This is a genomic window from Klebsiella sp. ZJOU C1 (genome assembly GCF_035620215.1).
Classification (GTDB): domain Bacteria; phylum Pseudomonadota; class Gammaproteobacteria; order Enterobacterales; family Enterobacteriaceae; genus Klebsiella; species Klebsiella variicola.
This window is the reverse complement of the sequence record NZ_CP141644.1, coordinates 3,591,288-3,605,935: the sequence shown is the minus strand read 5'-3', so window position 1 is coordinate 3,605,935 and position 14,648 is coordinate 3,591,288. Positions and strand designations below refer to the sequence as shown.

At 48.5% G+C, this 14,648-nt stretch carries 14 protein-coding genes and 1 pseudogene; 1 reads left to right on the top strand and 14 read right to left on the bottom strand.

Features of this window, described 5'->3' with window-relative positions:
* Window positions 1–95: 95 nt before the first annotated feature.
* The 12 genes from SPE70_RS17345 to SPE70_RS17290 all read right to left on the bottom strand — a co-directional run bounded on the left by SPE70_RS17345 (window position 96) and on the right by SPE70_RS17290 (window position 10,263).
* Window positions 96–1,127, bottom strand: coding sequence for a TrbL/VirB6 family protein (locus SPE70_RS17345; RefSeq protein ID WP_324726376.1), 1,032 nt, complete (start codon window positions 1,125–1,127; stop codon window positions 96–98).
* Between the two features lie 10 nt (window positions 1,128–1,137).
* Window positions 1,138–1,362, bottom strand: coding sequence for an EexN family lipoprotein (locus SPE70_RS17340; RefSeq protein WP_117341811.1), 225 nt, complete (start codon window positions 1,360–1,362; stop codon window positions 1,138–1,140).
* Between the two features lie 11 nt (window positions 1,363–1,373).
* Entirely contained in the window at window positions 1,374–2,078 is a 705-nt protein-coding gene (locus SPE70_RS17335; protein WP_324726717.1) for a TrbJ/VirB5 family protein, read from the bottom strand.
* Window positions 2,079–2,098: 20 nt separating this feature from the next.
* A complete protein-coding gene (locus SPE70_RS17330) occupies window positions 2,099–4,843 on the bottom strand; it encodes a VirB4 family type IV secretion/conjugal transfer ATPase (protein ID WP_324726375.1) in 2,745 nt (914 codons plus the stop codon).
* 10 nt (window positions 4,844–4,853) lie between these two features.
* Window positions 4,854–5,147: a TrbC/VirB2 family protein gene (locus tag SPE70_RS17325; RefSeq protein WP_324726374.1), complete on the bottom strand. Its 294-nt coding sequence runs from the start codon at window positions 5,145–5,147 to the stop codon at window positions 4,854–4,856.
* Window positions 5,147–5,854: a lytic transglycosylase domain-containing protein gene (locus tag SPE70_RS17320; protein WP_324726716.1), complete on the bottom strand. Its 708-nt coding sequence runs from the start codon at window positions 5,852–5,854 to the stop codon at window positions 5,147–5,149. Before SPE70_RS17320 ends, SPE70_RS17325 begins: the two co-directional genes overlap by 1 nt.
* An 89-nt stretch (window positions 5,855–5,943) precedes the next feature.
* Window positions 5,944–6,165: a hypothetical protein gene (locus SPE70_RS17315; protein WP_324726373.1), complete on the bottom strand. Its 222-nt coding sequence runs from the start codon at window positions 6,163–6,165 to the stop codon at window positions 5,944–5,946.
* Between the two features lie 361 nt (window positions 6,166–6,526).
* Complete coding sequence (locus SPE70_RS17310) at window positions 6,527–6,736, bottom strand: TraR/DksA family transcriptional regulator (RefSeq protein ID WP_324726372.1); 210 nt, start codon at window positions 6,734–6,736, stop codon at window positions 6,527–6,529.
* The gene (locus SPE70_RS17305; protein ID WP_324726371.1) at window positions 6,726–7,310 is read right to left on the bottom strand and encodes a DUF2857 domain-containing protein; all 585 of its coding nucleotides are present in this window, start codon (window positions 7,308–7,310) and stop codon (window positions 6,726–6,728) included. The genes SPE70_RS17310 and SPE70_RS17305 overlap by 11 nt, the downstream gene beginning before the upstream one ends.
* A gap of 113 nt (window positions 7,311–7,423) precedes the next feature.
* Entirely contained in the window at window positions 7,424–7,609 is a 186-nt protein-coding gene (locus tag SPE70_RS17300; protein ID WP_324726370.1) for an AlpA family transcriptional regulator, read from the bottom strand.
* Window positions 7,610–7,949: 340 nt separating this feature from the next.
* On the bottom strand, window positions 7,950–8,867 hold the full coding sequence (locus SPE70_RS17295) for a hypothetical protein (protein WP_324726369.1): 918 nt from the start codon (window positions 8,865–8,867) through the stop codon (window positions 7,950–7,952).
* Window positions 8,868–9,291: 424 nt separating this feature from the next.
* The gene (locus tag SPE70_RS17290) at window positions 9,292–10,263 is read right to left on the bottom strand and encodes an LLM class oxidoreductase (RefSeq protein WP_324726368.1); all 972 of its coding nucleotides are present in this window, start codon (window positions 10,261–10,263) and stop codon (window positions 9,292–9,294) included.
* A gap of 1,326 nt (window positions 10,264–11,589) precedes the next feature.
* Here SPE70_RS17290 and SPE70_RS17285 point away from each other — a divergent pair.
* Window positions 11,590–12,702 (top strand): alkene reductase, encoded by a 1,113-nt coding sequence (locus SPE70_RS17285; protein WP_324726367.1) that lies wholly within the window; start codon window positions 11,590–11,592, stop codon window positions 12,700–12,702.
* 62 nt (window positions 12,703–12,764) lie between these two features.
* Here the strand turns inward: SPE70_RS17285 and SPE70_RS17280 are convergent.
* Both SPE70_RS17280 and SPE70_RS17275 read right to left on the bottom strand, forming a co-directional pair.
* A pseudogene (locus tag SPE70_RS17280) lies at window positions 12,765–13,187 on the bottom strand (DMT family transporter); the annotation flags it as partial.
* A gap of 110 nt (window positions 13,188–13,297) precedes the next feature.
* Window positions 13,298–14,218: a LysR family transcriptional regulator gene (locus tag SPE70_RS17275; RefSeq protein ID WP_324726366.1), complete on the bottom strand. Its 921-nt coding sequence runs from the start codon at window positions 14,216–14,218 to the stop codon at window positions 13,298–13,300.
* Window positions 14,219–14,648 lie beyond the last annotated feature (430 nt).

Here is a 14,648-nt window from a genome sequence, read left to right as displayed (position 1 = left end):
AAAACAGGGTTATGTTTTAGCCGGAGGGATTAACGGGAGTATTTCGGCCGGGTATGACAGGTTTAACGATGGAATTTCTGAACGGCTATTTCTCTTTATCGCGCCAGCCGCCGGGCTTCGTTGCGGGCGATCATCTGTTCAATCGCATTCTTACGTGCCTGAGCTGCGCTGTATCCTGGCCCGCTGCCGGGTTTACCCGCACTGGCATCCCTCCAGCCCTGGATGTTGTCGTGAAGGGTACGAGAAGTCTGCTTTCCGGCTCCTGCTGCCAGCTTCCCGGCACCAAACGCCGCCGCACCAATACCCACCGCCGCCAGCCCCTGCATGGAGACGGTTGCACTGGCCCCGGCCAGCGCTCCGGCCAGTTTTGCGGAGAGGTAAACCATTATTGCTGCGCAGACACCGGCCAGACAGACCTGTGCACCTAGCTCCACAATGTTGGATTGTGCAGACAGTTGTGTTGCAATATCTAACCGCGAGTTTAAATAATTGACGACAATGCGCAGCGACAACGCAGAAAACAGAACCGTTAAGATGGCGGCGAACACATTTTGCAGCCAGTTGTTAAACATGGGGCGTAAAAAACCATACAGCAGACAAAATATAAATATGGGGGCTGTAATACTCAGCAGTAAAACCATGACTTCCGCGATCATTGAAATAAAGGCGGTGATAATCATTAAAACGAATATCCCGAGCCAGACATAAAATTGAGCGGTCATTCCCTCATCTTTTATGTACGTTGAGTTATCCATGTCGTGTAATGTTTTACCTAATACCTTCGCTTTACCCCATAAACTATCCAGTAACTGCCAGATATTATCGCTGCCGGAAAATCCCTCCTTCAGGCCATTAATGGCATCAATAACCCCATCGAGATAACCGCTGACATTTGCCACAAAGGACAGGATAATTGCCATCCTGATGATGTCCCACGTGACATCCTCCATTGGTGTGGACAACTTACCTGCCAGGGTCTGGTATCCACGCCACATGATATAGAGCGTGGCTGACGTTGCCGCCAGCCCCACCATCATGGAGGAGTATGACATCATCAGTCCCTTTGTGGCGTCAGTAACTCCTCCTATCAGATGTTTTTCAACACCGATAAATACACCACCGGGCATATTAACCTCACTATGAGTTCAGGTCGGGAGTGGGGGCATTTAACTGCTGAATTTGATAATGGGCTTCATTGGCGTTTTTACAGTTATCTGAGGCATCGCCGGTTTTCTGGCATTTTTCATACACCGCTTTGAGCTCATCGGGATGATCTTTGTACCACTGAGTGGTTTTGGCTTCTTCTTTGCAGCCACTGATGATGAGTAATAAGGACAGGAAAGAAAAGGTTAATAAACGCATGTGAGACTCCTTTAGCCGCTTAAATCAGGGGTTGGCGCAGTTAACTGTTGCTGATTCCACTGTTTAATACGCACATCCTCCACGACTTTTTCGCGCTTTTCTGCTGCCTTAACGCTCATTTCCCACTGGTCAGTGAGCGTGTTCAGCATCACTGATTTTAGCTGAATACTGTTGGCAAGGTCCTGAGACTCCTTTGAGTCTTTGGATAGTGCGATACGGTTCGAGAGGCCGTTAATCTCGCCCAGTGTCTGGCTGACCTGTTCCTGGATCTCGTCAGTCTGCTCAAGCTGGATCGCCTTATTGATGACTAGCTGTTTGCAGGTATCAGCATAGCGTCCTGACTGTTCGGCATTGCAGGTATCGAAAACCCGGTACTTCGTATACAGCGCATCGAACTGTCCTGAGGTGCCGCCGGAAAGTAGCAGGTCATTGAGTGTCTGGCCTGGCTTGCGCAGTTTTTCCAGATCCGATTTCAGACTCTTCGCCTGATCCACAAAATCTGCAATATCCCGGACGCCGGTGGCCGTCGCTAACTGATTTTTATACGCCTGGATCTGGCTTTGATAATGTTGCGCGGTCTGCATCCAGCGCTGCGCTTCTTTTAGCCATTCGAGCTCACGCAGTGGGTCAGCATCAACAAGGACCGGAATACCGGCGTGCGCCAGCGGGCTGACAATGACGCACGCGAAAATCAGGGCATGAAAACGCCTTTTCATCATGGATCTCCTTTGGGTTATCAGAGTGCCTGAGCCAGATAGGGTTCCAGCCAGTCATGGGGCTGCATCCCTTCACGGTACAGGGAATCAAAGATTTCGAGGTTGTCGGCGCTGCCGCTCATCACTCGGGTGTATCTGCCGACACCGGAGAGGTCGAGCGTCACGCGTGCAGCAAAACGTTTTGTGTCGCCACGCCTGAACTGATTTTTGACGACCACATACTGGCGGGCCTGCGGATCCAGATTTTTCACCACATCGAACACTTCCGGTTCAAACTTCATCCCGTCAACATAGTGGGCCCGGTCGGCACTGGGGTTGGCTGCCAGGATCTGCGTGCCGCACTGCTCAATCACGGCGGGCGCAATCTCATCCCTGATGATCTCCGCCGGAGACTGGGTGCCCACAACCAGCATCCCGTTGAGTTTACGAATGGTTTTCAGTCGGTTATAGGCGAAATCCTTAAAGACCGGATCCCGTAGCCATTTCCAGAACTCATCCATGAAGATAACCAGTCGTCGTCCGTCGAGCAGCGTGGTGATGCGGTACAGCAGATAAAAGGAGATCGGCGCACAGACATTGGCATCATCCAGAAACTCTGTGCCGTCAATGCCAAAGTTATCGCAGTGGCTGATATCGAAGGTATCCGATGCGTTATCAAACACCCAGCCAAACTCGCCACCCTGCGCCCACTGCGACAGGCGAATACTCAGGCCGTTCTCCTGTGCCTCCCGGGTGGCAGGCTCCGGCAGATTCTCCAGTAAACGGGTGATCCCATGGATGCGGTACTGTGGTTCATTACTCATCACCGCCAGTACGGCATCATTCAGGCGGCGTTCATCACGGGGCGTGATGGTCGCACCGTTACGCGTACACAACAGTTTCATCAACTGACTGATGAAACTGATATTGCGTTTGGTGGGCAACAGCGAAAACGGATTCCAGCCCGTGGGGTCGCCATGCGTGATGCGATAGTAACGGCCTCCCAGCGCCCGTATATTCATTTCCGCGCCCCGATCTTTGTCCAGATAAACGGTGGTCAGTCGTTTGGTTTTCGCATCGGGAGAAAAACTGTCCGTACGACCATATTTCTGCTGCATGTTTTCAAGGAAAGTCATCAACATGGTTTTACCCGAACCGTTGGTGCCGAGAATGCAGGTACTGGCCGGGTTCTTCTCGTTGAACTCGTCCTTGTCCGCCAGCGTGTTATGCAGGTTCAGATAGTAACCATCCCCTGACGGGGTGCGCAGTAAGGCCATTGCATCCCCCCAGGGTGCATTATCGCGTTTGCCGGGGTAGAAATTGTGCAGTGCGGCCAGCTCAACAAAGTTCTGACTGCTCAGCTCGCCCTTGCGGGGTCGCAGGTGATAGTTACCGGGCAGTTGTGCCATATATGCAGCTGAAAGAGAAAGCGCGGCGGGAGCCGGTGTAATGCCGAGGTTGTTCAGGGCATTGCTGATTTCACTGGTATCGGCCACCAGGCTGTCCAGCGAGCGGGAAAACACCATGATGGATAAATGGTGTTTTCCATAGGCGATTTTCCCCGAGGTCAGCAGGTCGAGCGCCACATCCAGATCCAGTCGCTGTGACACCGCATCATCATCTGAACTCATTAACAAACGTCGGGTTCGTTTGATGGCCTTGCGGGCTTCTTCACGTGACATGCAGGTGTACGACTGGGTGATTATATAATCGCAGGGGGCGTACAGCAGCGAGTCCATCATCCCTGTCGCGGTCTCCTCCGGGAACTCCTTCACTTCCAGCCCCCGGAAATATTGCGTACCGCTGGCGTGGTTTATCTGCCCGGACTCCCCGGAAAAGAACAGCTCCGGCGATCCCATCATCGAATAGGCCGGAGCGCGGGTGACGCGCACCCTGCGCCACTGGTGCGTCAACAGGTACTCATAAAAGGATAACTGGGAGGAGAATACCGCGTGATCTTCGGGGAACGTGCCAAGAGGACGTGCGGCGTAGCGTGACAGTGCGGTATCGAGCGAGCCTTTGATTTCCAGCATTTCCCGCAGTGCAGCGTCAAGTTCTTTAAGTTTCTTGCCGTCATTCATGCGTCTGCGCCCGGCCTTTTCCAGGCTGACAAACGGACGGTAACAGACGGTCAGGAACAGGCGGTTACGGCGAAATGGATCCGCTGCCAGCGAGGCATAATACAGACGGCTGATTTCATCGGCGTAAGGGTTGCCGGACGGCTTGTGCAGCGAATCGGTAAACGGCTCCCGTACGTTATGAATATAAAAGGTGACCGGCATCCCCTCGAATGAGCGGATGAGTCCGTGCAACTGGTTGCGGTCAATACTGAGGGTTTCTTCTGATTCGCAATCGAACGGGGTCCCCGTCAGTTCCCAGGTGCAGTAGAGGTCACTATTGGGAGAGCGGACAACATGCTGATGAATATGCGATGAATACGGAATGTACTTCCTGAGCGTGGCACATTGATTCAGTTTCATGGCGTTGAGAAACTCCGTGATATCAACAGCATCATGCTCAACGGGCATAAATACTGTTGCGCCAAACAGCCGGTTTGCTGCCGGTTTTCCTCTTGCCCTGAGCCAGACGGCAATCAGGCTGAACCGCATGGGTTCATTCCGGGTGACGGATTTCATCACCAGAAATTCAACCGGGAGCAGGGCAAGGAAAGCGACGGAAGTCCAGACAGCGACGATGATGGTGATACCGGTGACACCCAGCAGGGGCACCATCGGCACCCCCCACAGTGCCGCCGGACGTTTCATTGCTTTGAGCAGCTTTGCCATAGATGACCTCTCAGCTCATGAGCAGCGCGCCGATCTCACTGCCCCCGCCAATCAGGATCCCGCCAATAATGATGTAGGCGCACTGGGACAGGCTTTCGCCTTTCCAGAGGGTCTTGTAACCCACCCAGATCACGGCCACGGTGATGGTGATGGCCGCCAGACCATGAAGACCGGTGGAGACCTTTTCCATCACGGTATTTGCGCGAGTGAAACCATCGGCAAACGCCGGGGTAGTAGAAAAAACTATGAGCACACCTACGGGAACAGCACTGACAGCGGTCTTTAGCTTGCGTAAAAGTGTCATTATTCTTCCTCACGGGGTGACATGGAGAGGCTCCGGCGCACTGACGGCGCGGAGGTCTGTGCGATGGCGATTTTCCCCTGACGGAGTTTTGTGGGGACGCCCCGGACAACGGTCCCCGGCCAGATCAGACGGGGAGGGGATGGCTTATCAACAGGGATGGCTTCGAGGGGAGTCGGCGTTGTGGATTTATCCGCGCGGGTGCCCGGTACGGCATAGCGGGGAGATGCCGAAACATAACCCACCCGCTGCAGATAGCTGGTCCCTGAAAAAGCCGCTTCCGGCTGTTGTCCGGTATAGAAATTGCCGGAGTAATAGCAACTCAACGCTCTTTTCAGGGAACCGCCACGTTGGTAGCAATCGCTGAGAATGCGTTCAAAAACTGACAAATTGGTACAGGGATCAAGCAGGTCAGAGGCCGTCACACCGTAATGATGGAAATTGGTGCTGGTAATTTGCATCAGCCCCACAGAGTAACGGCGCCCTTGTGTCACGAGGCGGCGAATAATGAGCTCAGCTTTGTCCCGGCTGGCGGGCTGATGGGAGATGACATTGTTATCTCCGAAGGAGCGAGTGGCCTTCGGAATTATTTCGGCGATGGCATAAGGGTTAAAACCGGATTCCACCCGTGCCACGTCGAGTGCAGTGGACGGATGAATGCTGGCGGCACACTGCATGGCCGCCGCCAGAAAGGCAGTGGTGGAAAGCATGATGGCCTCGGAATTGAAGGCAACGTGCACAGTCAGTTGACCCGGCACGCTGCGGAGTAAGGAGTAATAAAGAAGGGTTAAAGCGCCGTTTAGCCGGGCTCCGCACTCTGTGGAAGATTGCTATCCTCCCGTGGCTCAAGCAGGACCAGTTTGCCGGAAACCGTAATACCGGGTGTCAGGACAATATTCAGGCCGGGCTTGCCGTTATGGGCAAATGCCACGCCAACCCTGGTCCAGTAGGTGTTTTTTTCGCCCTGCATATCAGGCGTGCCTTCTTGGGTGACAAATACGTGGTAGATGGGTTTTCTCATAAATTATCCTCTAATCAGAACGACAACGAATAAAATAAACGGGTCACATCCCGATTCTGCATTCCGGTTTTAACGGGTCAGCGAGAACATTCAGCGGCACCCTGAATTGTGGTTGCGTGACAGCCCGAAGCACATTGTTAAAGAGCATTACTCGCCCTGGACGAATAAACGCCCATCAGGTGGAACATCGAATAACGGTGTGTTTAGCATGCTATTTGAGCAAGGGGTTGGATATGGAAAATTCAAAACGTCGATGAGAGATAAAATAAATAATGATACTTGTTGGGATGCGCTTTTATATATGGAGAAATATAAGGACGTGCAAAGAAAATAATTCCCTCACACGTCATAATGATTATTTTCAGCGATTGCGGCGTTCAAGTATGGACTGACATTCAATACAGGTTGTCACCCCTGGCAATGACTGCCTTCGCTTCTCTGGAATGGGTTTACCGCAGAAACGACAGTGGGCTCGTGAGGGAGTGGCAGCTGGTTTGAAACGGCTCTGTTCAATCATCTCTTCCAGCCGCTGCTCATTAAATTCCTGGTCGCGATCAATCTCATCCGGCATGTGGTGACCTCCTGTTAGCGGCTTCCTGTTCGCAGAGTGTGATACACTTCCAGACGATGGTGAGTGACAGACCACCTGCGTCCGGCAACAGCTTTTCCGTCACCTGCATCATGGCGGCCAGTGCGTCAGGCGATTCAAGGTTATTCACCCGGCACTGCTGCCATTGCCGCCAGATAGCTGCATCTGTTTCTTCATCCGGTTCAGGCGTCCGGCCATAAGGTACGCTGACACCCAGTAACCGGCGGCGAAGGCAGGTTTCGTTGGAAGTGAGGCCAAAATACTGGTTGAGTAACGCGATTGAACCACCCAGGCGGATTGCACGATTAACCAGTCGCTGGTGCCCGAACTCCTCACGGGCCTGCGCCATCAGATGGCGCAAAACGTCATGGCGGACGCTGATTGAGACAAACGGCACTGGCGACCGGCTGACGATAAACAGCTCATCAAGCGATAGCTGATTAAGGGAGTTCATTTCGTCGAAGGTGAATCCAAGGGCTTCGCAGTGGCGAATATTCCCTTCTTTCAGCGCATTCAGCGCATCGGTTAATACGGCGTAATTCAATGATGGGATCATTCTGTCATCTCCCCACACTTTTTTCTAAAACGTATAGATAGATAAGAATTGAGCTAATAGGAGATGTAAAAAAATCGGTGATTGTTTTTCACCTCCACGCCCCCCGAAATGTATCAGCGCTTAGCTAGTTTAAGGTTGATCCACTCATCTATTTCTGATTCGAGCCAGGCAACGCTGGCTGGGCCAATCTTTATTGACTTCGGAAAATTGCCTTTTTTCATATACAGATAGACTTGGGAGCGTTTCAGACCGGTTTTTTCTTCAACCTGTTTGAGACGTAATAACTGATGAGATGTCATTGTTTTCTCCTATGTCGATTTTAACCAGGGTATCCGGTAATCACAAAAAAACACAGAAAAGGATGGATGAAAAGTTGTCGAACCCGTATTGAGGGTTACAGGAACCTTAATGCGGTTTTTAGGGCAAGAAAATATCATCAGTTGCCTTCTGAATTATCAGGGTAGGTACTAATATTTTGTCAGATAACCGATATGATGATGTAATTGTTAAATATGAGGAGGGTAAGTATGATTAAATGTTGAAAGAGTTGGAGTTATCATGGGGTTAAGGTAGGGAAAGTATGGGTCCGTAAAATTAATGCAGGCATTGTAAATGCGGACTTTGAATCGGGTGTGACATTTATTTTGAACCCTGATTTGGAGAGCCTCGTTCAAGCGCTCTTTTCAACGTATCTGCACTCAGATGATCGGTAATACCCTCGATATATGCCCATTGTTCAAAAATGGGAAGAAGTTTATAGGGATGCCTGAGCAGTGGGCTGATCAAATCATTATGCTTACATGCCAGCCAGAATAAACGTGAAAGAGGTGTAGAAAGCCTACCGGATTGCGAGTGTTTAAACCTTTCTGCGGGTGTGCGGAGTAATTTATCAAGTTCATCGTATCGTATCACAAACCAAGCATCTTCTGGGAGATCATAAACAGGAAAATATCCTTTGCTGGAAAATTCCATGAATTTCTTTATTGATTTATCATCATAAATATTTGCGATGATATGCTCAGGTAATAGCATAATTTGCTGATTAAATCTTTCCTGCCATGTTTTTTTTTCAAAAATCTGATATGATTGTCCTGACAAAGTTATGGTAATACCATAATTGCAATAATTTGCACCTGTAACGGGTAACGGCATATTCAGGGAACGTGCCAGTAGTCGCTGAATGAGAACAAATTCATACCCCAGCATCCCTGCATTCATAACTAATTGATCAGAATGGATATATCCTCCTTCAGTACTTAGGGTTAAGCATGTGCCATCAAGGAAAACACTACGTTCAAGCATGCAAAGCCGGTTTAGTAGTGAACCTTCCACTGGACGTAGCCTTATCTTTTTCATAGAAAAACGTATTTTTCTGAGTATGATTGGAGATTGGAAATATATGGAAAGAGAAATGCTTCCAAATAAGGCATATCTATAAATATCACTCTCTGCTATTTTTGCGCCCCTTAGTTTATTCGCTATTTTAACCGCTTCACGAATAGTAACCCAGGTTTGTTTAGGAAGAAATGTATTAGATTTACGGGTTTCGTTTTGCATAAAACAAACTCCTTGAATGTCACAAAAAAGACAAATCATCGCTTAATTTGTTAGGTGACCACGTTGTTATTGTATTTGATGCTTTTTCATGAAAGTTATGTAATCAGTCTTGAAGTAAAAGTTAGATGATGTGTTTAGGTGATTTTAAAAATCACCTAAACATTATGCGTAAAGTTAATACTTTAGTTGCTTATACAATACATGTTGCATTAATGTATGATGCCGCATATCTTATAAAATCATCTGCGCTATAAAAAATATCCTATAGCGCCTATAATGTTGTAATTCGTACCTATTAATATCTTTGCTTGTAAAGCTTAATCATATATCACATCCTTTAAGTGCAAGTGAAATAAGTGTTTATGAGTCTGACTTTATTTTATGTACTACCTAGGCTAAAGAGGTGGATTTGTATTTCGTAAATTTAACTGTCTGAAAAATTTGGTAGTACGAACTCAATAAGCTCTTGTAGTACTTCCTTAGCCGGTCGGCGAGTTGGTTTTAAATTAAGTGTAATGTGAGAAACACCAACATTTTCCTGCTGTTTCCAAAACTCCATGAGTGTATTACGTCCGGCGCGCATGAAAATATTATTAAACAGGCGTAATGGTTCGTCTGGATTTTCACTCAGTTCGAGAAAATTGGCGTAGCCAAAAGGTTTCCACGTTTGACCGTCGCCCGCTTCATGTAGATCCCTGATTATATTTTCGGAATTACGCGGATCAACACCATGCCAAATCCAGGCATCTGACTGCGTGGCAATCCATGACATTTCCTGACGTGCCCGACCTATGGTCAGCATGGGCAATCGTGGAGACAGTGGTTTGGGTATTAAATCAATGTTCCCAGTAAACTCGCCATAAAACTGCGTTTTGTAAACTGGAAAGTCATTTTCAGTAAGCGTGCGTATAACCTCCCAAGCCTCCCGGAAGCGCTCAGCACGATTATTAAAATCATAGCCGAAGGCCGGATATTCAACCGGTCGATCGCCACTAGACATACCGAGCAGTAAACGTCCGCCAGAAAGCCTGTCAACGCTCGCTGCTTGTTTGGCAGTCAGTACCGGATTACGCAGTGGTGATACAATCCCGGCGGTTCCTAGGGCTATTTGTTTCGTTGATGCTGCGAGAAAACCTAAATCCACCATGGGGTCATAAAGCTGCCCGGCATCACCAAAGTTGGGATCATAAAAGGGCACGTCACGCAGCCACAGGGCTGAAATACCACCCTCATCTGCTATCCGTGCGAGTTCAAGATGATCCTCCATATCCGGAATCGGATTTTCAGGATATCCCTTAAAAGGTGCGATTAGACCAAATGTCAGTTTTCCCTGCTGAAAAACACGGTTGAATACTTTATGCCCTGTCAGATGGGCCGGAAGTGTCAGCGTTGTCATCTCAATTATCCTGCTTCGTTGTCAGCGCAATCTGGATTAGCTGTGCTTCTATTAGTAATGTAGTGAGGATAATTGAAAAATTAGGGAATAGGGTTCCCGTATTGGGGGAAAAAAAGCAATCACTACTGCCAGAGCCAGTGCTTTAAAGCGAGCTCAATTATTAAGACGACTCAAAGCAAAGTGACGTTGTCTATCTGTCGTAGCGGAGAGTAAATCAGCACCTGAATGTCTAAGCCGTGCATACCGCTGATATATACAATTATAGGCGGTTTAATACCAAGGTCCTCCAGATCAGCCGCATGCAAATTATAGCGAATAAGGTCTTCATGTCCGGATATTACTTTCTCCACAAAGTTCGGGTCGAGAATGAGCTTATGGCCCAGGGCGACAAAATCATTTGCGTTTTGAATTAGCTCTTCAGCCTGTTCTGGCGTCCTGATACAGCTTCACCATTGACCAGCTTTATCGCACTGACGGATTTCAGCTAAGTCATAATCGGCATGGTATCGCTTTTGTCACTCATTGGGGTTCACCATGCGGCACTGAGCGACATGTGTACATAATCGATGTCTGTGTCCTTTAGTTCACTGTCCAGACTACGGGTATTGTCGAGCGTAATTTTCGGCACTTCCTGCTCTTTAGGTGAAAGTCGGTAACAAACATGAATGAGGCCGATTCATAATCAGTCTGGATTCGGGTGACCTCATTAATTATGTTCATAGGGAGAGTAAGACGTTTCTCAAATAGTACAATTGTTGAAATTAGGAGAGAAAAATTGCTGCAGGATGTAAAGCATTCATAGTGCAGTGATCTTGGAACCTGCATTATGGTATGCATTTCAGGGTCATTAGCTGAGCCGACGGTTAAACAGCTTACAAATTTTTGGGAAGGTCTATTCCCGGGTGGCTCGAGTTTGACGAAGGAAATATCTATGGTGCGGATTATCGCATTAAATTTTTGAAAATGTGCCCGGCCACTGACATATGTCCGGGATTAAATATTATCCAGGCAGGATAGCCTCAGATTTTATCCCATATATGAAATTGTCTTATTAGGTCACTTGCACGTACATATGTCGTCCTGACATCCGGGATTAAAGTCAGTTACACATCTAAACTAACTACTTACTTGGGAATAAAATTCCCGTGTAATGGTCTTGATAATCCCCGGCTTGCTCCAAATTACTGTTTTAAATGATTTTTATTATTTCCATAATTCCTCCTGAAAGTGTGGTTCTTGATGATCCCTTTAGTAACTACTATCTTTTCGGTCAATATAAGCAAGTACATCTATGGCTAAACGCCTGATTTAAATCACGGAGTCACAATGAATTATCCAGAGCTGTTCCGCTCACTACAGATTGGTTCTGTTACTGTTCCTAATCGCGTTTTTATGGCCCCCCTGACCCGAGTCAGAAGCCGGGAACCTGGTGATGTTCCTACCGAGCTCATGCGTGAGTATTATCGACAGCGGGCAGGTGCAGGGCTAGTCATTACTGAAGCCACACAGGTTTCTTTTCAGGCTAAAGGTTACTCCGGTTCACCCGGGCTGCATACAGAAGCACAGATAGCGGCTTGGAAAAAAATTACAGCTGATATTCACCGGTCTGGAGGTCACTGCTGCGTACAGCTCTGGCATACAGGACGTATTTCCCACACTTCAATGCAGCCAGACGGTTCCACACCAGTTGCGCCTTCAGCTATCAAAGCCGATACCAGAACCTCCGCTCGTGACGCTGAAGGCAACGTAATACGTATTGATACTTCCGTTCCACGCGCTCTTACAAAAGCCGAAATCAAGCAGATAGTAGAGGACTTCCGCCAGGCCGCTATCAATGCACGTAGATCTGGTTTTGATTTTGCTGAAATACATGCCGCACATGGCTATTTAATTCATCAGTTTTTATCTCCTGAGGCTAACCATCGAGATGATGAGTATGGTGGAAGCGTAGAAAATCGGGCGCGTTTTGCGCTGGAAATTGTTGACGCCATGGTGTCTGCATGGTCAGCCGATCATATCGGCATCCGCATTTATCCGCTTGGGGCTTTTAACGGTGTTGATAATGCTAATGAAGAAGAAAATGAAAAGGCAGCACTTTATCTGATTGGCGAGCTTGCGAAACGAAAACTTGCTTATTTACACATCTCTGAGCCCGACTGGGCTGGCGGTAGGCCCCTGACACAGGCATTTCGGGAAGCGATTCGCCGGTCCTGGCCAGGTGTTATCGTGGCAGCGGGCGCTTACACGCCAGAAAAAGCCGAAAAGTTAATAAAAGCAGGGCTGATTGATGCGGTCGCATTTGGTCGTAAATTTATTGCGAATCCCGATCTGCCGGAGCGTTTACGTATCGGGGCTGATCTTAATGAACCACGTCCAGAAACGTTTTATGCAAACGGTGAGGAAGGATACACCGACTATCCATTTCTCTCTGACAAATAGTAGGTCTTGAAGATAAAACCCAGTTTTAAACATAAAAAGCCAACCCGAAGGTTGGCTTTTTATCAGTACGCGGCCACGTTTTTAGCCGAGTTGCTCGTGTAAATAAAACACAGAGCAATTACCAAACAGATTACGGCCAGCGCAAGACTAAAAGAGAAAGCAATGGATGGGGTTATGGAACCAGCCGAAGGTATCGATGAGGATAATCATTGCTACCTGCCCGGTGATCACGGTCATGGTTGCCACAGTTGCGCCGATGCGCTGAACGGAAAATGCCATAATAGCAACGGAACGCCGAACATGGCGCCAATCAGCTGCCATTTAGGGACGTCCATCAGGGTCACCCTACGGCTGCTTTTAAACAGGTAAATCGGCAATGCCGTAACTAGCGTGCCGATCAAAAAGGTCAGGGATGCGCTGCAGAATGTGCCGACAATACTGCCAAGCTGGCTGATTAGAGCAGTCTGAACACTGAGTTCGCAGCCATATGGCCTAACACCCGGTGCCCGCCGCTCAAAGTCATAACTGTGGTCGACGTTTTTGTTAAAAAAATTTGGTTCACCCTCTTTACTGGCGCAGCATGTAACCGAAAAAGTCAGGATTCGCCCTTTGTCCAGGGCAGTTCTTCCTGCCAGTTTTCAACCAGCAGGTCGATAAATCCCCGAATGCGGGGAGAGAGATGACGTTTGCTGGGATAAATAATGCGTATTGGCTCCGGTTTTTCTCGATAGGATTTCAGTATCGGAACCAAATCGCCGCTTTTCAGGTCTTCCCAGACCATATAGTCCGGCAAATGAATAATACCAAAGCCGGCAAGCGCAGAGACGCGCATGGCTTCAGAACTGTCAATGTTCAGCCGGCCGGGTCCTTCAAAAATCCAGGTGCCTTCAGGGGTTTCAAATTTCCAGTTTCTTCGGCGGTCAGCGCTGAAAAAGAAAATGGTGTCATGCTCAGCCAGTGCCTGAGGGGTTTCAGGAATGCCCCGGCGCGCCAAATAACCAGCGGAGGCACAGGTCACCATTTTCTGAGTGGCGATTGTACGGGTTAAAATCCGGGAATCATCTCTGGGTTCACCAATGCGAATAGCGAGATCAAAACCTTCCTCTATAAGGTCAACATACCGATCGGTGAAGGCGATGTCAGCCTGCAGTTCAGGCCAGTTTCTGAGAAAGGTTTCCAGCAAGGGCAGGACATGTCGCTGTCCGAAAGATAAAGGAGCTGACAGTTTAAGAGTACCAGTAGGCCTGAGACGACGTTGAGCCATCATGTTGTCGACTTCGTCCAGGTCTTCCAGAATCTGTCGGCAGCGCTCATACATAATTCGGCCCTCATCTGTCAGGCTGAGACGTCGCGTAGTACGGTTAAGCAACCTTACTCCCAGTCGCGTTTCCAGCCGCACAATACTCTTACCTACAGCCGAACGCGTCAGTCCAAGCGAACCGGCTGCTTGAGTATAGCTTCCTGCTTTAACGGCTGCGACAAAAGCCGCGACGTCCCCAATACGGTTTATTTCCATTTTGTACTCCTTTCATTCTCGCTCTGGCGTTATGGCTCCCTAAATCGGGAAACTGATTCCCTAATATATAGCATATGATGACATCGGGTATTCAAAGGCGCCAGTAAGCTTTAGTTAGTAAGAGTGCCATATAACAAATATCAACTAACTGAGAGACTGTATTAGCAAATATGCTCGTGATACTACCCTTAACCGGGACAATATTTTGACCAAAATATTGGTTTACGGATTTACTGGCTGCAATTATTCCTCTGTGCACTTTTATCTAGAGATTAAAAACGACCATTTACGCTGTAATGAGGGGAAAAAATCCGGCCCCTGCTGTTATAGCAGTATTGCCTTATGAGCTGCCCATGCCACCACGCAGCTTAGTGGAAAGAGGCTATAACCTGACTGACTGGAATGAGCTGGGAGTCGGGGGGCACTTTGC